The following is a 26,058-nucleotide window of genomic DNA, read 5'->3' on the forward strand; positions in this document are numbered from 1 at the left end:
GTAATGGCAGGCGACACTAATCAAGAAAAAGACAATGAAAAGCTTAACGATGCGGTAGAGCAAACAGAAACGAAGGATACGGGGACAAAAGAAGAAAAACAGCAGTCGACCGTCTCTTCGACTGTAGCGACTGGTGCTGAAAGTGCAGATGCTGTTGATGAAGCCAATCGTGCGATGGAAGAAAATCCTAGTGGCGCGGGTACGGAAGAAGAAGCAGTGAGCTCGGGTGGCGCAGTTCAAGAAGAGGATACTGAAAGTAGCAGCGACTCTGACGCTGCACAATCCAATGTTGTTGATAGTGTAGCTTCTAGCGGAGAATCAGGTGACGAGGCTCTGGGCAGCGGTGGTTCGGATTCTGGGGCGGGTGCCCAAGCGGTCGGTGGTGGTGATGCCTCTGGCTCTGAAGGTGGTTCGGACGCAGAAGGCAATGAAGCGCAAGGACAAGCGGTACAAACTTCATCTGCGCCAAGTGCTTCTTCAGACTCTGAAGGTTCTCAAGGTGGTGACGAGCTAGATTCAGAAACCACTGAAGAGAGCTTCGCGGTGGATGTACAAGACACCAGCGAAGAAACCACGACGCAAGTAGAAGACGATTTCGACTCCGAAACTACGAGCGAAACGTTCCAAATTAAAGTCGAAGGTGAAAATGACGCGCCAGAAGTAGGGCAAGATCTGGCATACATCATGGATGAAGATGGCACCATTACCTTCACTCAAGAACAACTTCTCGGGTACGCGAGTGATGTTGATGGCGATGATCTTGCCGCATTCAACGTGCAAGTGGGTGCTAATGCATCGGTTGTGGATAATGGTGATGGCACTTATACCGTCACACCTGATACAGATTTTAATGGTGAACTCGACTTAACGTTTGATATCAGTGATGGTCAAGAAACCATTTCTAGCTCGATTGATTTAACTGTTCGTCCAATCAATGACGCACCAGTGCCTGAAGATAAAACCTTTGAGATTGAAGAGGATGGTACGCTGATCTTCACCGATGCTGACCTGCTTGCTGGCGCAACGGATATTGAAGGCGATAACCTCACAGTTGAAGGTGTAAGTTACGATGGTGGCGACGGCATCCTGACCGATAACGGTAATGGGACTTATAGTTTTGCGCCAAATGAAAACTTCAATGGTGATGTAAACTTCAGCTTTGATGTGTCCGACGGCACAGATACGGTTTCTGCCAACATTGATGTAAGCGTCACACCTGTCGATGATGCGCCAGTATCTGGCAATCTTGCTTACTCGGTGGACGAAGATGGCTCGATTCGTTTGAGCCAAGAGCAGTTGTTGTCGCAAGCTTCTGACGTGGAAGGCGATGCACTGACGGCGTCTAACCTTTCGATAGATGGCAACGCGACGGTGACTCAAAATGACGATGGTAGCTTCACCATCACGCCGGACGCAGATTTCAACGGTGATATCGACATCAGCTTCGATATCTCAGATGGCACGAACACCGTTCAAGCAACCGCTGATCTAACCGTTAACCCAATCAACGATTTGCCGGTTCCTCAAGACCAGCAGTTCAGCGTGGAAGAAGATGGCACGCTGATCTTTACGGACGCAGACCTGCTTACTGGCGCAACGGATATTGAAGGCGATAACCTAACAGTTGAGGGCGTAAGCTACGACGGTGGTGACGGCATCCTGACCGACAACGGTAATGGGACTTACACTTTTGCGCCAAATGAAAACTTCAATGGTGATGTGAACTTCAGCTTTGATGTATCCGATGGCACAGATACGGTTTCTGCCAACATTGATGTAAGCGTCACTCCAGTCGATGATGCGCCGGTGTCTGGTAATCTTGCTTACTCGGTGGACGAAGATGGCTCGATTCGTTTGAGCCAAGAGCAGTTGTTGTCGCAAGCTTCCGATGTGGAAGGCGATGCACTGACGGCATCTAATCTTTCGGTAGATGGCAACGCGACGGTGACTCAAAACGACGATGGTAGCTTCACCATCACGCCGGACGCAGATTTTAATGGTGATATCGACATCAGCTTTGATATCTCAGATGGCACGAATACCGTTCAAGCAACCGCTGACCTAACCGTTAATCCAATCAACGATCTGCCTGTTCCTCAAGACCAACAATTCAGCGTGGAAGAAGATGGTACGCTGCAATTTACCGATGCGGATCTGCTTGCTGGCGCGACCGACATTGAAGGCGATGACCTTTCTGTAACGGGAATTAGCTACGAAGGAACCGACGGCGTTCTAACTGACAATGGCGATGGCACGTATAGCTTTGCGCCAAATGAGAACTTCAATGGCGATGTAAACTTCAGCTTCGACGTATCTGATGGCACAGATACGGTTTCAGCGAATGTAGATGTGAGCGTCACGCCGGTGAATGATCCTCCGGTGGCTGGTTCAACGTCCTACACAGTTCACGAAGACAACTCTATTACCATTTCTGACGCGCAACTGTTGGCAAATTCTTCGGATTTAGAAGGGGATGTCTCGATTGATAGCGTGAGCTACTCTGGCAGCGATGGTGTGTTGCAAATCAATGGTGACGGTACTTACACCTTCTCTCCAAATGAAAACTTTAATGGTGAAGTGACGCTTGATGTTGTCGTCGCTGATGAGGAAGGCGCAACGGATGTCACCACTGCTGGCATTACAGTACTGGAAGTGAACGATCCACCAGTCGCAGGACCAACTTCTTACACCATTGATGAAGATTCAGTTCTGGCCTTTAGTGAGTCGCAAGTGCTGTTGAATGCCTCTGATGTGGAAGGCGATGTAGAGCTTGTTGGCATTAGTTACGATGGTCCGGATGGTATTTTCACTGTTAACGATGATGGCACGTGCAGCTTCGCGCCAAACGAGAACTTTAACGGGCAAGTTCAACTTGATGTGACCATTCGAGATGAAGATGGAGCAGAAGTTGATACCGTCATCAATGTGAATGTATTGCCAATCAATGATGCGCCAGTATCGGGTGATTTGGCTTACAGCGTTGATGAAGACGGTGCGATTACACTCAGCCAAGAGCAGCTTCTTTCTCAAGCGTCTGATATTGAGGGCGATGACCTGACTGCTAGCGATTTGACTGTCGATGGAAACGCAACCGTTACAGCGAACGATGATGGCAGCTTCACGATTACACCAGATGCGGACTTTAATGGTGACATTGATATCCAATTCAACATTACGGACGGCACAGACACTATCCAAGCAACGGCGGATCTAACGGTTAATCCGGTTAACGATCTTCCTGTCCCTCAAGACCAGCAGTTCAGTGTTGAAGAAGACGGCACGCTTCAGTTTACCGATGCAGACTTGCTTGCTGGCGCGACCGATATCGATGGCGATAACTTAACGGTTGACGGCATTAGCTACACAGGCAGCGATGGTGTGTTGACTGACCACGGTGATGGTACTTACACCTTTGCACCAAACGAAAACTTCAACGGTGATGTCAGCTTTAGCTTTGGTGTTTCTGACGGCACTGAGACCGTACCTGCAAATGTGGACGTGAGCGTCACTCCAGTGAACGATCCTCCGGTTGCGGGTTCTACGTCTTACACGGTTGATGAAGACAACGCGATTACCATTTCCGACGAGCAGCTTCTGGCTAACTCTTCGGATGTGGAAGGCGCAGTGTCCATCGATAGCGTGACCTATTCAGGCACCGATGGCGTATTCCAAGACAACGGTGACGGCACTTACACCTTCATGCCGAATGAGAACTTCAGTGGTGATATTAGCCTTGATGTGATTGTGGCGGATGAGCAAGGTGCGATTGACGAAACAACTGCAGGCATTACGGTTATTGAAGTGAATGACCCTCCAGTTGCCGGTCCAACGTCTTACACGATTGATGAAGATTCAGTACTGACATTCAGTGAGTCACAAATTCTTGCCAACGCATCTGATATCGAGGGCGATGTAGAGCTTGTTGGCATCAGCTATGAAGGCTCGGATGGTATCTTTACCGTCAATGGTGATGGTACTTGCAGCTTTGCACCAAACGAGAACTTCAATGGCCAAGTTCAGTTGGATGTGACCATTCAAGATGAAAATGGGGCGACCGTTGATACGCACATCAATGTCGACGTATTGCCAATCAACGATCCACCAGTATCGGGTGATTTGGCTTACACCATCAACGAAGACAGCTCAATTACGCTAAGCCAAGAGCAGTTGCTTGCCAAAGCGGGCGATATTGATAGCGAGAACCTTGAAGCCATCAATCTATCGACAGATGACAACGCGACAATTCAATACAACGATGATGGCAGTTACACCATCACACCGGATGAAAACTACAACGGCGACCTAGATCTGACCTTCGATATCATTGATAACGATGGTGGCTCGGTACAAGTTGGTCTGGATATTACGGTTAATCCTGTGAATGACTTGCCACAAGCGCAAGATCAACAGTTCTCGGTAGAAGAAGATGGCACCTTGCTGTTCACGGATGCAGACCTATTGGAAGGCGCATCGGATATTGACGGCGATGATCTGTCTATCGAAAACGTACTCTACACAGGTGCGGACGGTGTGCTTACCGATAATGGTGATGGCACTTATAGCTTCGCGCCGAATGAGAACTTCAACGGTGATGTTCAGTTCACATTCGATGTGTCTGACGGCACAGGTTCAACACCTGCATTCATTGATGTCAGCGTGACACCAGTGAACGATCCACCAGTGGCAGGTTCTACGTCTTACACGGTTCAAGAAGATGGTCAAATCACCATTAGTGACGAGCAGTTGTTAGCCAACTCTTCTGATGTGGAAGGCGACGTAGCCTTGGCGAATGTTAGCTACTCTGGTAACGACGGTAGCTTCGTGGACAATGGCGACGGCACATATACCTTTACGCCAAATGAGAACTTTGACGGTAACATTTCGCTCGACGTTACGGTCATCGACCAAGATGGTGCAACAGATACGACAACCGCAGGCATCGATGTTATCGCGGTGAACGACGCACCTGAAACGTCAGGCATTCAAGCTGAAGTGGATGAAGATAACGCCATCACCATCACGCAAGAACAATTGCTTGCGAATGCGACAGACATTGAAGGTGATGACCTTGTTGCCAGCAATCTACAAACCAATGACCCAGATGCGACGATCGTAGCCAACGACGATGGTTCTTTCACCATTACGCACACCGAAAACTTTAACGGTGAGTTGGACTTCACTTACAACATCAGCGATGGCGAAAATGATGTTTTGACCACGCTGGATCTGACCGTTAACCCTGTCAACGATGCGCCAGAAGCGGGCGACGAGATCTTTATTCAAGCGGAAGAAGACCAAACAGTGGGTGTTTCTCTGCGTGAAGAGCCTGCGTTACGTCTCGACCAAGCCCCTGAAAACGGCATCATTGAAGCAAATCTAAATGACGAATGGGTACAGCTAGAAGTCGGGCAGGAGGTTCCTGCAGACACGGAAGTGCGCTTCATTCCAAATGATGATGCATTAGCGAACGGTACGCATACGAGTCAAATTGGTACCTTTGACGACAACGCTAGCCTCGATGATTGGGGTACTGCTGTTGACCCTTACACACGTGAGTTTGTTGATGGTGATTTGAAAGTTACCGTTCAAAGTAATGATGACCCACTCGGTGCGTGGAATGGTAAAACACACATCGGTCACGGTATTGGCGATACTGACCGCCAAGGCTTGAGTGGTGATGAAAAACTGACTGTGAGCGTTGAAGGTCAAGACATCAACGAAATCAGCTTCCACCTAGATGGTCTAGGCGGCTGGTTTATGGAAGAGTCTCGCCACTTTACCGAAGTCGAAATTCGCGCATTCAACTCCGATGGTGATTTGATCGATTCGATGACTTACCACAAAGAAGATCGTGGTAGCTATGAGACGGATTACACCCTAACGGTGAACGAGCCGGTGTCTTACTTTGAGTTAGGTACGATTCAAGGTAACGGTACATACGTGGTTCAAAACATGACGGTTTCGCAAACTTGTCATGATGAAGCGGTGTTCACATCTATTGGCGTGGATGGCACGGAAATCACTGAAACGGTAGAATTGAATATCCGTGAAGGTGACAGTGAAATCGAACTGACTGCTGATCTACCAAATGTGACCATTGATACCGAAGGTTCTACGCAGTTTGCCTCTGTGGTAATCACAGAAGAGCAGCTTCTCGCACAAGCGAGTGATATCGATAGTGATGTACTTGATATTCAAAACCTAGAGCTGGTGGGGGATAACGCGGAGCACGCTACGTTAACCGACAACGGCGATGGTACATGGACAGTCACACCAGATGAGAACTTCTACGGTGAGATTGAGCTTGGCTACCAAGTTACGGATGGTGAACTCACTGACGACAACATCATCAACATCAACTTCGAAGCAGTAAACGATGCGCCAATCGTTTCTGGTCCGATTGTATTGTCGACTGATGAGGATGTGGGCATTACGTTTAGCGCGGACGACCTGCTTGCGAATGCAAGTGATGTAGAAGGCGATGCGCTGTCTATCTCTGATATCTCTTACAGTGGTGACAACGGTGAGCTTGTCGACAATGGCGACGGCACTTACACCTTTATGCCGAATGAAAACTTCAATGGTGAAGTCGACATTGACTACAAAGTCTTCGATGGCACCGATGAAGTCGATACCCATCTAGATCTGACCGTTATTCCGGTCAACGATGTGCCAGTTCCTGGTGCACCGCTGCATACTCAAATGCTAGAAAACGGCACCATCATCATCGAAGCAAAAGACCTGTTATCAGGTGCGACTGATGTGGATGGCGACATTCTGCATATCGAGAATCTGCTGCTTGTTGACCAGTCACAAGGTACGTTGACAGATAACGGCGACAACACCTTTACCTTCGAGCCAACTTCGAACTTCTACGGTGAAGTGAACTTGACCTTCGACATCAGCGATGGTCAAGCAAGTGCACCAAGCACTGCGAAGATCGATGTTGAGATCGTCAACGAAGGTCCAGAGGTCAGCGGTCCTGTTGATGCGGTCGTCGATGAAGATGGCTCAATTACCATCACTCAAGAAGACTTGTTGGCGAACGCGACGGACGTGGATGGTGACAACCTTGAAGCGGTGAACCTGTCGACCAACGATCCTAATGCAACCATCGTTGAGAACGCTGATGGTAGCTTTACGATTACACCGAGCGAAAACTTCTTTGGTGAAATCGAATTTACTTATGACGTAACTGACGCGATCGAAACCGTCGCCGCGGATCTAAACCTCACCGTTAATCCAGTGAACGACCTGCCAGATGTACCTGATTTGTCCTTCACTACAGAAGATGGCGAGGCTATCACGATTACTGAAGCAGAGCTGCTGGCTCAAGCGACGGACATCGAAGGCGATGATCTGTCTGTTGTTAACGTGACGAGTTTAAGCGACACGGTTCAAGTGACAGACAATGGCGATGGCACTTACACGTTAACGCCAGAGCAGGGCTTCTTTGGTAATGTTGACCTCACGTTTGATGTGAGCGATGGCACCGATGTGGTGGCGGCAAACATCGACTTGAAAGTTGAGTTCGTCAACGACGCACCAGAAGCAGCACCAATCGTGGCAGACGTGGACGAGGATGGCTCTATCCTCGTGACACAAGAAATGCTGCTTGAAAACGCCAGCGATCAAGATGGTGATGAACTATACGCAACGGCACTAGAAACCAATGATCCGAATGCCTCTATCGTGGACAACGGCGACGGCACCTTCACGGTGACACCGTCGGAAAACTTCAATGGTGACATTGCATTCACTTATGAAGTGAGTGACGGTGAACTAAGTGTTGCTAATGAAATGACATTGACGGTGAATCCAGTCAATGACATTCCAATTGTTGCGCCTGGCATGTACCAAATTGAAGAGGATGGCAGCATCCTGTTCACGCAAGAAGATCTGCTAAGTGGCGCGATTGATATTGATGGTGATGACCTCACCGTTACCAGCATTAACTACTCGGGTGATGAAGGTACTGTAACGGACAACGGTGACGGTACATTTAGCTTCGTACCAGAAGAGCACTTCAGTGGTGACTTGCAGTTCAGCTTTACGGTTTCTGACGGCACTGATGAAGTTGAGCAAGACATTAATGTCCTTATCGAAGCCGTGGCAGATGCGCCAGACCTAGTCATCACTGATGGCGATGGTCGAAACGTGGATGACCAAGCGATCTTGGTTGAGCCAGGCGGTATTGTTGAAGTGAACATCGCCGCAGCATTGGTTGACCAAGACTTGTCAGAAACGCTGACTGTGACCGTGGATGGTGTTCCAGAAGGTTCGGTGATCAGCTACGACAACGAAGGGGTACTTAACGATCAAGACAACGGTATCACTAGTTTCAACGATACTGAAATCACGGTTACGTTTGAAGGTGAAACCGCGGGTTACCAAAACACAGCGGGTTACTACAAAGTCGATGAAGATGGCAACATCACGGGCGTTGAAGTGGTGTACGAAAACGCCTCTCAAGTTGGTGGCGGCGGTGACCTCGTTCCGGGACAAGATCAGTTCAGCTTCCAAATCTCGGAAGGGGAAAGCTTCAACCTATTCTTGATTCCTAACGGTCATAACTTCAATGACTTTGCATCCATGCAAGATGGTCAGTACGAGTTCCGTGCAGCAGATGGCTCTCCTGCGAACATGGATACGGTTGACCCACAACTCGTGTTTGTTGGTGCTGATGGTTCTGAAACCGTAATTCAAAGCCAATTCGGTGATGCAGTCTTCCATGGTGGTTCAAGCTCAGAGCTCAACCAAGATGGCATTGAACATACCCGAACTACCGTGAACGAAGACGGTGAACTGGTTTACGGCTTTGAAGATCTCTACGGTGGCGGCGATGCCGATTACACCGACTTCAACTTCACCATTGATGTAGGTGAAGTGAACAGCCAGATCTACAGCGGTGAAGTAACAGTCGGTCCAGATGGTTCTGTAACGCTTCCAACCACAGCAATTGAACAAGAGCTACAGATTCAATTGCCAGAAGACTTTAACCAACAGCTAGAAATCAATGTAACGGCAACGGCAACAGAGCTATCAAATAATGATTCTGAAACCGTTTCTCAAACCATCTACGTCAATGCAACAGGTGCCCACATTGAACATGCGCCTGAAGCATTGCCTGTTTCAGCGATGGTTGAAGAAGATGGTTCAATCCTAATTACGCAAGAAGATTTACTCGCTAATGCGCGTGACTTGGATGGAGACCAACTAACAGCGCTGAATTTGGCTACGGATGATGAAAACATCACCATCACAGACAATGGCGACGGTACTTACACCTTAACGCCAGATGCGGACTTTAATGGTGATATCACCTTTACGTTCGATGTGTCTGACGGCGATGATGTTGTCTCAACCAACCTTGAGTTATTGGTGTCACCAGTTAACGATGCGCCTGAACCACAAGATCAAGCGTTCACCATTGGTGAAGATGGTGTGCTGACCTTTACTGATGCGGATCTCCTAACAGGCGCTACCGATATTGAAGGGGATGACTTATCTGTTGAGGGCGTCACTTACACAGGCGCGGACGGTGTTCTTACTGACAATGGTGATGGCACATATAGCTTCGCACCAAACGAGAACTTTAATGGCGACGTGAACTTCACTTTCGATGTTTCCGATGGCACGGATACCGTGACGGCGAATATCGACGTAAGCGTGACGCCGGAGAACGATCCACCGGTTGCAGGCAGCACGGCTTACACCGTTCATGAAGACAATTCGATTACCATTAGTAACGAACAGCTGTTGGCTAACTCGTCTGATATAGAAGGCGAAGTGGCGATTGATAGCGTGAGCTACAGCGGTAACGATGGCGTGCTGGAAATCAACGGTGATGGTACTTACACCTTCTCACCAAACGAGAACTTCAGCGGCGAGGTGAGCCTAGATGTTGTCGTAGTCGATGAAGAGGGTGCAACGGACTCTACCACTGCAGGCATTACTGTGATTGAGGTAAATGACCCACCAATCGCAGGTCCTACCGCATACACTATCGATGAAGACCAAGTTCTAACCTTCAGTGAATCGCAAGTGCTACTGAATGCTTCCGATGTTGAAGGGGATGTCGAGCTAGTTGGCATCAGCTACGACGGTCCAGATGGTATCTTCTCAGTAAACGGTGATGGAACTTGTAGTTTTGCACCGAATGAAAACTTCAACGGTCAAGTACAGTTTGATGTGACCATTCGCGATGAAGACGGCGCAGAGGTTGATACTTACATCACAGTCGATGTCTTACCAATCAATGACGCACCAGTATCGGGTAACTTGGCGTACAGCGTTGATGAAGACAACTCAATTACGCTAAGCCAAGAGCAGCTACTTGCTCAAGCATCGGATGTAGAAGGTGATGCGCTGACTGCGTCTAACCTAGTGGTTGACGGTGATGCAACGGTTACGGCAAACGACGATGGTAGCTTCACTATCACGCCAGATGCGAACTTCAATGGCGACATTGATATCACGTTCGATATCAACGACGGCAGCGATACTATTGTTGCAACGGCGGACCTTACTGTTAACCCAGTTAATGATTTGCCGCAGCCAGAAGATCAAGCGTTCACCATTGGTGAAGATGGCGTGTTGACCTTCACGGATCAAGACCTGTTGGATGGTGCAACGGACATCGATGGTGATGACCTATCGGTAGAAGGTGTGAGCTACACTGGCGCAGATGGTGTCCTAACCGACAACGGTGACGGCACTTACAGCTTCGCGCCAAACGAGAATTTCAATGGCGACGTGAACTTCACCTTCGATGTTTCTGATGGCACGGATACTGTGACCGCGAATATCGATGTCGCAGTTACTCCAGAGAACGATCCACCGGTGGCAGGCAGCACCTCTTACACAGTGCATGAAGATAACTCGATCACCATTAGTGACGAGCAGTTACTGGCGAATTCATCAGACGTCGAAGGAGATGTCGCGGTTGATAGCGTTAGCTACAGCGGCACAGATGGTGTGTTCCAAGACAATGGTGACGGTACGTACACCTTCTCGCCAAACGAGAACTTCAATGGCGAAGTGAGCCTAGATGTTGTCGTGGCCGATGAAGACGGTGCGACGGATTCAACCACCGCGGGTATTACAGTACTTGAGGTGAACGATCCACCAATCGCAGGCGCGACCAGCTACTCAGTGAACGAAGACGAAGTTATCACCATTAGCTCTGAACAGCTGTTGGCGAACGCTTCTGACGTTGAAGGTGAAGTTGCGATTGATAGCGTGAGCTACAGCGGCTCCGACGGTATCTTTACCGATAACGGTGACGGCACATTCAGCTTCGCACCAAACGCCAACTTTGATGGCGATGTGAGCCTAGATGTTGTGGTTGTTGATGAAGACGGTGCAACTGCTGCAACTAACGCAAACATCGATGTATTGCCAATCAACGATGCGCCAGTATCGGGCAGCTTGGCTTACAGTGTCGATGAAGACAATTCAATTACGCTAAGCCAAGAGCAGCTTCTTGCTCAAGCATCGGATGTAGAAGGGGACGCGCTAACCGCGACTAACCTAGTGGTTGACGGTGATGCAACGGTTACGGCAAACGATGATGGCAGCTTTACCATTACGCCTGATGCGAACTTCAATGGTGACATTGATATCACGTTCGACATCAACGACGGCAGCGACACTATTGTTGCAACAGCTGACCTGACGGTTAATCCAGTTAACGACCTACCACAGCCAGAAGATCAAGCGTTCACCATTGGTGAAGATGGCGTCTTGCTGTTCACTGATGAAGATCTGCTTGATGGTGCAACGGATATCGATGGCGATAGTCTTTCGGTAGAAGGTGTGAGCTACACTGGTGCAGATGGTGTCCTAACCGACAACGGTGACGGTACTTACAGCTTCGCGCCAAACGAAAACTTCAATGGCGACGTGAACTTTACCTTCGATGTTTCTGACGGCACGGATACCGTGACCGCAAATATCGACGTAAGTGTGACGCCAGAGAACGATCCACCAGTGGCAGGCAGCACGTCTTACACGGTGCATGAAGATAATTCGATCACCATCAGTAACGAACAACTATTGGCTAACTCATCTGACGTCGAAGGCGAAGTAGCAATCAACAGCGTCAGCTACAGCGGCGCAGATGGCGTGTTCCAAGACAATGGTGATGGTACTTACACCTTCTCGCCAAACGAGAACTTCAATGGTGAAGTCAGCCTAGATGTTGTCGTGGTAGATGAAGACGGTGCGACGGACTCAACCACCGCTGGCATTACTGTTCTTGAGGTGAATGATCCGCCAATTGCCGGTGCAACTAGCTACTCAGTCAACGAAGACGAAGTCATCACCATTAGCTCTGAGCAGCTGTTGGCGAATGCTTCTGACGTTGAAGGTGACGTCGCGATTGATAGCGTCAGCTACAGTGGCTCCGACGGTATCTTTACCGATAACGGCGATGGCACATTCAGCTTCGCACCAAACGAAAACTTCAACGGTGATGTCAGCCTAGATGTAGTCGTGACCGATGAAGATGGTGCAACGGTAGCAACCAATGCAAACATCGATGTTCTTCCAGTCAATGATGCTCCGGTATCAGGTGATTTGGCATACAGCGTGGATGAAGATGGTTCTATCACTCTCAGCCAAGAGCAGCTTCTTGCTCAAGCCGGCGACGTGGATGGCGATGACCTAACCGCATCCAACCTGACAGTTGATGGCAATGCGACCGTTGTTGCGAACGATGACGGCAGCTTCACAATCACCCCGGATGCAGACTTCAATGGCGACATTGATCTGAGCTTCGACATTACGGACGGCGATGCGACCATTCAAGCCACTGCCGATCTGACTGTGAACCCAGTGAACGACCTACCAACGGTTGGTCAACCACAGTTTGTTACGCAAGAAGACACCAGTTTCACCTTCACCGAAGAGCAACTGCTGCAAAATGCAGGTGATATCGATGGTGATAACCTAACGGTTGAGAACGTTGCTTCTGACAGTGGTACGTTAGTCGACAACGGTGACGGCACGTACACCTTCGCTCCGAATGAAAACTTCGATGGCAACGTGAACGTAACGTTTGATGTCAACGATGGAACCGCTACCGTGCCAGCAGAAGCGAACATTGATGTTCAATCTGTGGTTGATATGCCAGAGCTTTCGATTGCTTCGGACTTGGTGATTGCGTCTGATAACTTCGAGTCTGGCTCGAACGGTTGGAACGCGAACACTGAGAGCTCACAAGGCTTCGAAACGGGCGACATGTTGGGTCGTATTGGTGGCACTGGCGGTGATGAAGCGGTCAGCAAAACCTACGATATTCCAAGTGATGTCAACGAAGTGAATATCTCGTTTAGCTTCTACGAAATCGATTCTTGGGATGGCGAGTCGTTCCAAATCTTTGTCGGCGGCGAACAGCTAACCACCTTGGAGAACTCAGCGTTCCGTACTCAAGATGGTACGACAACGCTTTACGACTCAGATGGAAATGAAGTGGGTGAAGTGATCCACGGAGCCTCTCAACGTGAAGGCTTCAGTGGTTGGAACGACCAAGCACACCAAGTTAACTTAACCGTTCCGGTGGAAGACGGTCAGCTTCAGTTAGGCTTTGGTTCTACGCTAAACCAAAGTATTCCTGACGAGTCATTCGGCATCGACAACATCGAAATCACGGTAGCGGACGCGGATTACCAAATCATTGGTACCGAAGATACACCAGTGCCGCTTGATATTGATGCCGCATTGACCGATACCGATGGTTCAGAAAACCTCGTTATCTTGATTGAAGACGTGCCAGAAGGCAGCGCACTATCAGCAGGTGTTGATAATGGTGACGGCACTTGGTCACTACAACCAGGCGAGCTAGAAGGGTTAGAGTTTATTCCGTCTGCGGACTTCAACGGCGATGTGACGCTAACCGTGAATGCAACCTCTACGGATGTAGATACCGGAACCACGGCGACAGCGACGCAAGATGTGACGATTCATATCTCGCCAACTAATGATGCACCAGAAGTGACGGGTGATATCACTGCAGTCACTGCCGAAGACAACAGCATCACGCTAACTCAAGAGCAGTTACTTGAGCACGCTGTTGATATCGATGGCGATGACCTAAGTGCAATCAACTTGAGCACCAATGATGAAAATGCAACGGTTGAAATGAACGAGGATGGCAGCTTCACCATTACTCCAAGCGAGAACTTCTACGGCGACATTGAGTTTAGTTACGATGTCACGGATGGCGAAGAAGTGGTTGCGGCTGGTCTTGACCTAACCGTTACACCAGTCAATGACGCTCCAGAGCCACAAGATCAAGCGTTCACCGTGGGTGAGGACGGTCTTCTTACCTTTACAGATGCAGACCTATTAACAGGCGCGACGGATGTAGAAGGTGACAACCTAACCGTTGAAGGCGTGACTTACACAGGTGCAGACGGTGTCCTAACCGACAATGGCGATGGCACGTACAGCTTCGCACCAAACGAGAACTTCAATGGCGACGTGAACTTCACTTTCGATGTTTCCGATGGCACGGATACCGTGACGGCAAATATCGATGTAACAGTTACGCCAGAGAACGATCCACCAGTTGCGGGCAGCACGTCTTACACTGTGCATGAAGACAACTCGATCACCATCAGTGACGAGCAACTACTGGCTAATTCGTCTGATATCGAGGGTGATGTTGCGATCAGCAGCGTGAGCTACAGCGGTAACGACGGTGTGCTAGAAATTAATGGCGATGGTACTTACACCTTCTCACCAAACGAAAACTTTACAGGCGATGTTGGCCTAGATGTTGTCGTGGTTGATGAGGACGGCGCGGTTGATACAACAACAGCGGGTATTACCGTTCTTGAGGTGAACGATCCACCAATCGCAGGCGTAACCAGTTACACCATTGATGAAGATGAAGTCATTACCATCAGTGCAGAACAGTTGTTGGCAAACTCTTCCGATATTGAAGGTGAGGTAGCACTAGATAGCGTGAGCTACAGTGGCAGCGAAGGTATCTTTACCGACAATGGTGATGGTACGTTCAGTTTTGCACCAAACCAAAATTTCAATGGTGAAGTGAATCTTGATGTTGTAGTCGTGGACGAAGATGGTGCGACCGCTTCGACGACGGCAAACATTGATGTTCTGCCAATCAATGATGCTCCAGTATCGGGTGACTTGGCTTACAGTGTCGACGAAGACAACTCAATCACGCTAAGCCAAGAACAATTGTTGGCACAAGCAACGGATGTAGAAGGTGATGCACTAACCGCTTCTAACCTAGTGGTTGACGGTGATGCGACGGTTACGGCTAATGACGATGGTAGCTTTACCATTACGCCTGACGCGAACTTCAATGGCGACATTGATATCACGTTCGATATCAACGATGGCAGCGATACTATCGTTGCAACGGCGGGCCTAACGGTTAACCCAGTTAATGACTTGCCGCAGCCGGAAGATCAAGCGTTCACTATTGGTGAAGATGGTGTGTTGACCTTCACTGACCAAGATCTGCTTGATGGCGCAACGGATATCGATGGCGATGACCTATCGGTAGAAGGTGTCACATACACTGGCGCGGACGGTGTCCTAACTGACAATGGCGATGGCACGTATAGCTTCGCACCGAACGAAAACTTCAATGGCGACGTAAACTTTACCTTCGATGTTTCCGATGGCACGGACACCGTGACCGCGAATATCGATGTGAGTGTGACGCCAGAGAACGATCCACCGGTGGCAAGCAGCACGTCTTACACAGTGCATGAAGATAACTCGATCACCATCAGTGATGAACAGTTACTAGCGAACTCATCGGATATTGAAGGTGATGTATCGATTGATAGCGTGAGCTACAGCGGTAACGATGGTGTGCTAGAAATCAACGGTGATGGCACGTACACCTTCTCGCCAAACGAGAACTTCAATGGCGAAGTGAGCCTAGATGTTGTTGTAGTCGACGAAGATGGCGCGACGGATTCAACTACCGCAGGTATCACGGTACTTGAGGTGAACGATCCGCCAATCGCAGGTCCAACTGCGTACACCATCGATGAAGACCAAGTTCTAACGTTCAGTGAATCACAAGTGCTTCTGAATGCTTCGGATGTCGAAGGGGATGTTGAGCTTGTAAGTATCAGCTACGACGGTCCAGATGGCATCTTCTCAGTAAATGGCGATGGCACTTGTAGCTTCGCACCGAATGAGAACTTCAATGGTCAAGTTTCGTTGGACGTGACTATTCGTGATGAAGATGGCGCGGAAGTCGACACCTATATCACAGTGGATGTATTGCCAATCAACGACGCGCCAGTATCGGGCAACTTGGCATACAACGTAGATGAAGATAACACCATTACATTGAGCCAAGAGCAATTGTTGTCTCAAGCGAGCGATGTGGACGGCGATGACCTTGTTGCTGAAAACTTGCTTGTAGATGGTAATGCGACAGTGACTGCTAACGACGATGGCAGCTTCACCATCACGCCAGATGCGAACTTCAATGGTGACATTGATATCACGTTTGATATCAGTGATGGTTCTGACACTTTGGTCGCGACGGCAGATCTAACGGTTAATCCAGTTAACGACCTACCACAGCCAGAAGATCAAGCGTTCACGATTGGTGAAGATGGCGTCTTGCTCTTCACTGATGAGGACCTACTTGATGGCGCAACGGATATCGATGGCGATGACCTATCGGTTGAAGGCGTGAGCTACACAGGCGCAGATGGTGTCCTAACCGACAATGGTGATGGCACTTACAGCTTCGCGCCAAACGAAAACTTCAATGGCGATGTGAACTTTACCTTCGATGTTTCCGATGGCACGGATACCGTGACCGCAAATATCGATGTAAGCGTAACGCCAGAGAACGATCCACCGGTGGCAGGTAGCACGTCTTACACGGTGCATGAAGACAACTCAATCACCATCAGCGATGAGCAATTACTAGCGAACTCATCGGATATTGAAGGCGATGTTTCGGTTGATAGCGTGAGCTACAGTGGCGCAGATGGCGTGTTCCAAGACAATGGTGACGGCACTTACACCTTCTCGCCAAACGAGAACTTCAATGGTGAAGTCAGCCTAGATGTTGTTGTGGTAGACGAAGACGGTGCTACGGATTCAACCACGGCAGGTATCACGGTACTTGAGGTTAACGATCCACCAATCGCGGGCGCGACTAGTTACTCAGTGAACGAAGACGAAGTCATCATCATTAGCTCTGAGCAGCTATTGGCGAATGCTTCTGACGTTGAAGGTGATGTCGCGATTGATAGCGTCAGCTACAGCGGCTCCGACGGTATCTTTACCGATAACGGCGACGGTACATTCAGCTTCGCACCAAACGAAAACTTCAACGGTGATGTCAGCCTAGATGTTGTCGTGACCGATGAAGATGGTGCAACGGTAGCAACCAATGCAAACATTGATGTATTGCCAGTCAACGATGCTCCAGTATCAGGTGATTTGGCTTACAGCGTGGATGAAGATGGTTCTATCACTCTCAGCCAAGAGCAGCTTCTTTCACAAGCGGGCGATGTGGATGGTGATGACCTAACCGCATCGAACCTGACTGTTGATGGCAATGCGACCGTTGTTGCGAATGACGATGGTAGCTTCACTATCACGCCGGATGCAGACTTCAATGGCGATATTGATCTGAGCTTCGACATTACGGACGGCGATGCCACCATTCAAGCGACTGCCGATCTGACTGTGAACCCAGTAAACGACTTGCCAACGGTTGGTCAGCCACAGTTTGTTACGCAAGAAGACACCAGCTTCACCTTCACCGAAGAGCAACTGCTGCAAAATGCAGGTGATATCGATGGTGATAACCTAACGGTTGAAAATGTTGCTTCTGACAGCGGTACTTTGGTTGATAACGGTGACGGCACGTACACCTTTGCACCGAATGAAAACTTCGATGGCAACGTGAACGTGACGTTTGATGTCAACGATGGCACTGCAACTGTTCCTGCTGAAGCGAACATTGACGTTCAATCTGTGGTTGATATGCCAGAGCTGTCGATTGCTTCGGACTTGGTGATTGCGTCTGATAACTTCGAGTCTGGCTCGAACGGTTGGAACGCGAACACTGAGAGCTCACAAGGCTTCGAAACGGGCAACATGTTGGGTCGTATTGGTGGCACTGGCGGTGATGAAGCGGTCAGTAAAACCTACGAGATCCCAAGCGATGTCAATGAAGTAAATATCTCATTTAGCTTCTACGAAATCGATTCTTGGGATGGCGAGTCGTTCCAAATCTTTGTGGGTGGCGAACAGCTAACCACCTTGGAAAACTCCGCGTTCCGTACTCAAGATGGTACGACAACGCTTTACGACTCAGATGGTAATGAAGTGGGTGAAGTGATTCATGGAGCCTCTCAACGTGAAGGCTTCAGTGGTTGGAATGACCAAGCTCACCAAATCAACCTGACGGTTCCTGTCGAGGATGGCGAACTGCAACTCGGCTTCGGTTCAACCTTGAATCAAGACGTTTGGGATGAATCGTTTGGTATCGACAACATCGAAATCACGGTAGCGGACGCGGATTACCAAATCATTGGTACCGAAGATACGCCAGTGCCGCTTGATATCGATGCAGTATTAACCGATACCGATGGTTCAGAAAACCTCTCTATCTTGATTGAAGATGTGCCAGAAGGCAGCGCACTATCGGCTGGTGTTGATAACGGGGACGGCACTTGGTCACTACAACCAGGCGAGCTAGAAGGACTAGAGTTTATCCCTTCTGCGGACTTCAACGGCGATGTGACGCTAACCGTGAACGCAACCTCTACAGATGTGGATACAGGTACAACGGCGACAGCGACGCAAGATGTGACGATTCATATCTCGCCAACCAATGATGCACCAGAAGTGACGGGTGATATCACCGCAGTCACTGCCGAAGACAACAGCATCACGCTGACTCAAGAACAGTTACTTGAGCATGCCGTTGATATCGATGGTGACGATCTGAGCGCAATCAACTTAAGCACAAATGATGAAAATGCAACGGTTGAAATGAACGAGGATGGCAGCTTCACCATTACTCCGAGCGAGAACTTCTACGGTGACATCGAGTTTAGTTACGATGTCACGGATGGCGAAGAAGTGGTTGCGGCTGGTCTCGATCTAACGGTGACACCAGTCAATGACGCTCCAGAGCCACAAGACCAAGCGTTCACTGTGGGTGAGGACGGTATTCTTACCTTTACAGATGCAGACTTGCTAACAGGCGCGACGGATGTAGAAGGTGACAACCTAACAGTTGAAGGCGTGACTTACACAGGTGCAGACGGTGTCCTAACCGACAATGGCGATGGCACGTACAGCTTCGCGCCGAACGAGAACTTCAATGGCGATGTGAACTTCACTTTCGATGTGTCAGACGGTACGGATACGACCTCTGCCAACATTGATGTGAGTGTGACGCCAGAGAACGATCCACCGGTTGCAGGCAGCACGTCTTACACGGTGCATGAAGACAATTCGATCACCATCAGTAACGAGCAGTTATTGGCTAACTCATCTGACGTCGAAGGCGAAGTCGCGATTGATAGTGTCAGCTACAGCGGCGCAGATGGCGTGTTCCAAGACAATGGTGATGGTACGTACACCTTCTCTCCAAACGAGAACTTCAATGGCGAGGTCAGCCTAGACGTTGTGGTTGTCGATGAAGAGGGTGCGACAGACTCAACCACTGCGGGTATTACCGTTCTTGAGGTGAACGATCCACCAATCGCAGGTGCGACAAGTTACTCTGTCAATGAAGACGAAGTCATTATCTTCACGGAAGAGCAACTGCTAGCGCAATCAAGCGATGTGGAAGGCGACGTGAGCCTAGAAAGCGTCTCTTACAGTGGTAACGACGGCATTCTAACGGCGAATGACGATGGCACTTACAGCTTCGCACCAAATGAAAACTTCAACGCTGGCGTAAGCCTAGACGTAGTCGTCGCTGATGAAGACGGTGCAACTGCGACAACCAACGCGAACATTGATGTATTGCCAGTCAACGATGCTCCGGTATCTGGCGACTTGGCTTACAGCGTCGATGAAGACGGTTCAATCACATTGAGTCAAGAGCAGTTACTGGCTCAAGCGGGTGACGTAGACAGCGATAATCTAGAAGCAGTGAACTTAACCGCGGTAGCCAATGCAACCGTTGTTGAGAACCAAGATGGTAGCTTTACGATTACGCCTGATGCGAACTTCAATGGCGATATCGACCTAAGCTTCGACTTGATTGATAACGATGGTGCGAGCGTGGAAGTGGGCGTCGACCTAACGGTGAACCCAATTAACGATGCGCCGCAATCAACGCCAGTGAATATTGCTGGCACCGAAGATACCACCATTCTTATCACGCAGGACATGTTGCTTGTTAACGCGACAGACATCGATAACACCTACGACGAACTGTCTGCTGTCGACTTAGTGATTGATGAGCAATACGGTGACTTGCTAGACAACGGTGATGGTACTTGGTCATTCACTCCGGCTGAGAACTTCAATGGTGATGTGCCAATGTCGTTCGGCGTCAGCGATGGTGATTTAGTTACGCCGGTTGAAGGCAATCTAAACGTCGAAGCGGTTAACGATGCACCAGAAGCGCCAACCATCCAGATGCAAGGCGAAGAAGATGTGGTCATGGTGATTGACCCAGCTTACATCGCTGATCAAGTTACGGATCTTGATGGTGACGAAATCAGCGTAGAAAGCATCACGGTTCGTGCTCCTGCAAACGCGACATTAACCCAACAACCAGATGGTATGTACCACTTGGTGACCACTCAAGACTTCAATGGTTTGGTGGAACTGGGCTACACCGCGACGGATGGTGAAGAAGTGGTTGAAGGCTCGTTGAATGTGGATGTCATTCCAGTCAACGATGCTCCATTCAATGTGGGTAATGCCTTTATGGCAACCGACGAGGATGGCGCATTCACCTTCGACGCTGGCGACCTGATGAACTTGTTCGGCGATATCGATACTGAAAACCTAGTCGTATCACGCATTATCACCGCAGAAGGTGAAGATGGTGGTGAGGTAACAGACAACGGTGACGGTACTTGGACATTCACACCGACTGGCGATTTTGCAGGGGTTTCTGACTTGCAAGTTGTGGTAAGTGACGGTGAGTTTGAGACGGTTCTTGATGTACCAGTGTTTGTTCGCCCTGTTGCGGATGGCGCGGTCATCACAACCGACCATGATGGTCCGTTAGTCTTCGGTGAGGACGAAACAGGTCACCTAGGCTTGAATGTTGGTCTAATCGACGATTCAGAAACGCTAAGTAACCTAGTGATGACTGGTTTCCCTGTTGGCTTCGAAGTTACGGATGGTGTGAACACCATTACCATCACGGAACCGGGTCAATACATCGACTTGAACGAGTGGGATATCTCAGACCTGCAAATGACGCCTCCGGCTGACTTTAATGGCGAGTTCTTCGTAACCGTGACCGCAACAACGGTGGATTACGGTGACGAGCCAGAAGAGTTCGAAGATGGCATCGATTCAGGTGACTTCGAAACCCTAGCGGGTGAACCCGTTATCCTAACCGCTGATGACCTAATCGGATTGGCAGAAAACGTAGACGCTGATGCGGGTGATGAAGTGAAATTCGTTCACCTAGCTGATCGCAGCCAAGGTGAGATTGTCGATAACGGTGATGGCACATGGACATTCAATCCAGCACCAGGCTTTACTGGTGAAGCGGATATCGCTTATGTGATTGATAAAGACGGTGTGCTTCATGATGAGCAAACAGGTGTGGTCGTGAAAGAAGACGCACCACAAGAGAATGCTTCTCCAGAAATCGACAGCATTTCTACCACAGAAATGGCAGCGGATGGCACCTTGTCGTTCACCAATGATGACATGCTATCGACCTTGAGCGATGCAGAAGGCGACAGCTTGAGCATTGAGTCAGTGAGCCTAATGGAAGGTCAAGGTGTGATAGAGACCGATAACCAAGGTAACTACCAATTCACACCAGCAGAAGGCTACACCGGAGATGTTCAAGTTGGCTTCATTGCAACTGACGGTGAAAACCGCATTGAGAGCTTCTTCAATGTCGACATCCAAGGTGAAGGTGAAACCACAACCAGTGAAGGCTACGCACTGGCTGATGATGGTTCACTAACCCTAACAGAAGCGCAGTTGATTGATGAGCTTGGCATTAGCCCTTCTGCAGAAGTGTTGGATGTCGCCGATGCAAACGATGCTGGTTTCTTTGCGAAATCAGGTGATGAAGAGTGGACATACTGGCCGAACGATGACTTCGATGGCAATTTGGCTATGGATGTTCAGGTCAACGACAATGGTGAAGTATCGACTCAGAATCTGAGCATCCAAGTTGCGGACGATTCAGCGCAAAGCGACGAGCCACAAATCCAAACTGCTCAAGCATCAGCAGAGCAGCAAGTTGGCGAAGCGCAACAGCCTGAAGAACAAGCAGCAAACGGTGCAGACAGTGAAGACGAGAGCACAGCTGATGTGACTGCAGCACCAGGCGATACCATTTCTATCTCGGTTCCAGATGAGGTCAGTGGTAACGAATCGGTGGATTATGCAGAAATGTCCGGTCTACCTGATGGTGCATCAGTAAGCAACGCACTGGATAATGGCGATGGCAGCTTCACATTAAGTGGCAACCTGAACCAACCAGTATCGGTTGACCTACCAGAAGGTTACGAAGGTACGACCGAAATCCAATTCCAAGGTTACGATGAATTGGGCAGCGCAGTAGAAGGTGCGAGTGGCAAAGTTGAAGTTGAAGTCGATGATCAATACACCATGCAAGGTTCTGCTCAAGATCAGCAACCAGACATGGCGGGTATGGAATCTGGCGGCAGCGACTGGACAAGTGCGGGAGGTCAAGAGCAAGGTGTCGACTTCACGGATGACTCTGGCAGCTTCGACTCGGATACTCAAACGGGTACTGACCAAGGCAACGATTTCGATCAAAGCTCAATGTAACCAGTCCTAGACAAGGGCAGTGTCATTGCTGCCCGAACCAAAGCCATGCAGAGCCTACTTTGCATGGCTTTTTTGTTGGGCTTCTTTCTATGAGCTGTAGAAAAAAACTTGGAAATTGAAAAAAGTATTCTTAGCTAGTTTATACCCAAGTAACCTCGAGATGTTAGGTTCAGCGAGAATGGCTTGGTTTGTAGACGCGGCGGCGATTTAAAGGTCTAGTGGGTCTAAATCAAGAATCGACAACAAAGTATACAAACCAAGACAGCTCGCCCTTCGGGAGCGTGTCATTGACTCGGTTTCTGTGTCAAACAACTTGGAAAGAGCTGACTATTACGCTGCGTTGTTTTCCTTGACCCCGAATCAATGACAACGCTCTGAATCCTGCATCTTGAAGTCACTTGGGTATAAGAGTCATTTACAAGGAGGAGCGACATGTACCGTTATGTCAGTTCGCCAAAAGCATCGAAGTACATAGTGCCACCACCACAGCATCGAGAGTTGTCGAGTATCGATGTGCCGGAGTCAGAGCTTGAGATGCGTGAAATTCTGAACAATTGGTTTGCTGATGGATTGGCGCCCATCATTCAGAATGAAGACAATTACATCTCTGCTAATGAGCAACAGCGCTTTGAGCAGCTCAGCCGTACGGTGGGCGTGCTACTGCGTAATAAAGATTACTACTTTGCCACCAAGCGGATTCTCTCGTTGTGGGAGCAAGACTGCTTAGAAACCACTTACGTTAATTATCTGATTTTACGTAGTGAGCGCATACCATACTTCGAATAAGTCCCATTTCTTGGCTTGAAATAGTGGTTTACATGGTTTTCTTAGTAACTTTTGATACCCGTATTTAACATTTTTGTAAACATCGTTATATTTAAGGCTCATCGTTGTCAGGAGTTTATGGATGAACCTTACGATATCAGGGAAGTTGCAGCTCAGTTTTGTGCTGCTAGCCGTACTTTTTATGGCATCAGCGGTATTCACGTATCGCAACGTCACTACCGTAGAGCAATACGCCTCTTCGTTACTTAAATCCGATTTACCGACCGTCGACACCAGTCGCGGTATCCAACAGTCCGTTCAAGCGTCGCTGTCCTCGATTCGAGCCTACATGTTGCTAGGTGGCGATGAAGAGGCGAGTGCACGTCTGAGTGAGGACGTACGCAATATCATGGCATCTACAGACGAGTCACTTCCGACGTTGCAGGCGTTGATCTCTGAACAGGATTTTCAAGCGATCCAAAGCCAGTGGGACGCGGTAAAAGTCTCTTTGAACAAGCTGATTGAACTTAGCCACAGTGATGAGAACTTACCCGCACACAACCTCTTTATTAACGAAGCGGCACCCATTGCAGAAGTGGCACTTGACCAGCTTCAAAGCTTAATCAATGAAGAGTCGGGAAATCCATTTGGTGGAGACAGAAAGCGTTTGTTTAAAGTCTACGCCGACAGTTATACCTCCCTTGCCAATGCACTGTCTGCTTTGCGAGATTTCCTGTTGTACGGGCAGCAAGAGCATTTGGACAAATACCACGACTTGATTAAGTACCACAATCAGTCCGTGGCGGAAATCGACAGCAAACTCGACAGACTTACCGATAACGACCAATCACTGTGGTCACTGTTTAAAGAAATGCAGCAACTGTACTTTCCTTTAGCAGAGCAGGTGATTGCATTGCGTCAATCGCCAGAATGGAACGAATCAAACTTGTTAATGGCGAATGAACTGTTGCCAGCAGCGGATGCACTAGACCAAAGTTTAGAAACGATTGTATTGGCTCAGCAAAGTCGTGCTGATCAAAGTGGACAGGGTATTAATCAGTCGATCAAGAACGTACTGACCACTATGTTGATTGCAGCAGCATTAGTTTTGTTTGCCGCAGTAGCGATTTCAAAATACATGGGCAACACCATTGGTCGCCGAGTGAAAAACTTATCGGAGCGTGCAAAGACGATCGCTTCAGGAGACGTTTCTCAGCCTCCGCTCACTGTTGTTGGGAAAGATGAATTGGCAGACCTTACCGATTCGATTAACCGCATGAACCAATCGTTAGCGAGCATCGTCGCAGGGGTGAGTGAGAAAGCGCACCAAGTGGATACCAGCATGGGGGCTTTGTTGGAATCGGCGCAAGTCACCTCATCGAATGTGGAACAGCAACAGACCAGCATTGTTGAAATGGGAAGGCAATTGGATGAAATCGCTTTAGCCGCGCGTAACACCCTAGATCAAGCCAACCAATCGGTGCAGAAGCTTTCTGATTCAAAAGGCGAGATTGAACAAGGTCGCGATGCACTAGAGCAAAACAAAGTCACCATGGAAAGCTTACATGGCAGCATTGAAACCGCGAGCACGCAAGTGACGCAGTTAAGCAAAGAGAGCGAAGCCATTGGTCGAGTTACAGAGGTGATTGAAGGCTTAGCAGAACAAACTAACTTACTGGCATTGAATGCCGCGATAGAAGCAGCGCGTGCGGGCGACCAAGGACGAGGCTTTGCAGTTGTGGCGGATGAAGTACGTATGTTAGCGACTCGCACTACTCAATCGACGACAGAAATCAACGGCATTATCAACGCGATTCAACGCTCGACCAATTCGGTGGTTGAGGAGATTGAACACAGCCAATCACTTGCGGAGCAGGGCGCTGAGCACATTGAAAAAGCGGTAACTCGTTTGCTCGTCACTACTGAACAAATTGGTTCTTTGAATGAACAAATGGCAGAGCTTGCGGCAGCGGCAGAGCAGCAATCTCATGCGACCAACTCGATCACTGGATTGATGTCCGATATAACTCAATCAGTGGATGAGGTTTCGAATAACAGCCAACGTGCATCAGAGACATCATTGCAAGTAAAAGAGCAAGTTACTGAGCTGAATCAACAGATGGCAACTTTCAAAACGGCATAGATAAGGTTTACGTCTGTTCATCTACTTTTGAACGTTAACCAAATAGTAAAAAAGCCCCAATTCTTTTTACACAAAAAGGATTGGGGCTTTTTGTTGGATGATACGCCGATATTCGTCTGCTTGCTCATTGGATTTGGCTATTTAAATCATAGCTAAAACCAAATTTT

3 protein-coding genes are annotated in these 26,058 nt (G+C 48.9%); all 3 read left to right on the top strand.

What is annotated here, in order from left to right; all coding sequences use genetic code 11:
* Positions 1-3 precede the first annotated feature (3 nt).
* The 3 genes from R8O10_RS11530 (at position 4) to R8O10_RS11540 (ending at position 25,891) form a co-directional block, all read left to right on the top strand.
* Positions 4-22,983, top strand: coding sequence for a tandem-95 repeat protein (locus tag R8O10_RS11530; RefSeq protein ID WP_318191421.1), 22,980 nt, complete (start codon positions 4-6; stop codon positions 22,981-22,983).
* 432 nt (positions 22,984-23,415) lie between these two features.
* Complete coding sequence (locus tag R8O10_RS11535; protein ID WP_005375589.1) at positions 23,416-23,769, top strand: hypothetical protein; 354 nt, start codon at positions 23,416-23,418, stop codon at positions 23,767-23,769.
* 121 nt (positions 23,770-23,890) lie between these two features.
* Complete coding sequence (locus tag R8O10_RS11540) at positions 23,891-25,891, top strand: methyl-accepting chemotaxis protein (protein WP_262649351.1); 2,001 nt, start codon at positions 23,891-23,893, stop codon at positions 25,889-25,891.
* The last annotated feature ends 167 nt before the right edge of the window (positions 25,892-26,058 follow it).

The organism is Vibrio sp. 1727 (genome assembly GCF_033344415.1).
In the GTDB taxonomy this organism is placed as follows: Bacteria; Pseudomonadota; Gammaproteobacteria; order Enterobacterales; family Vibrionaceae; genus Vibrio; species Vibrio alginolyticus.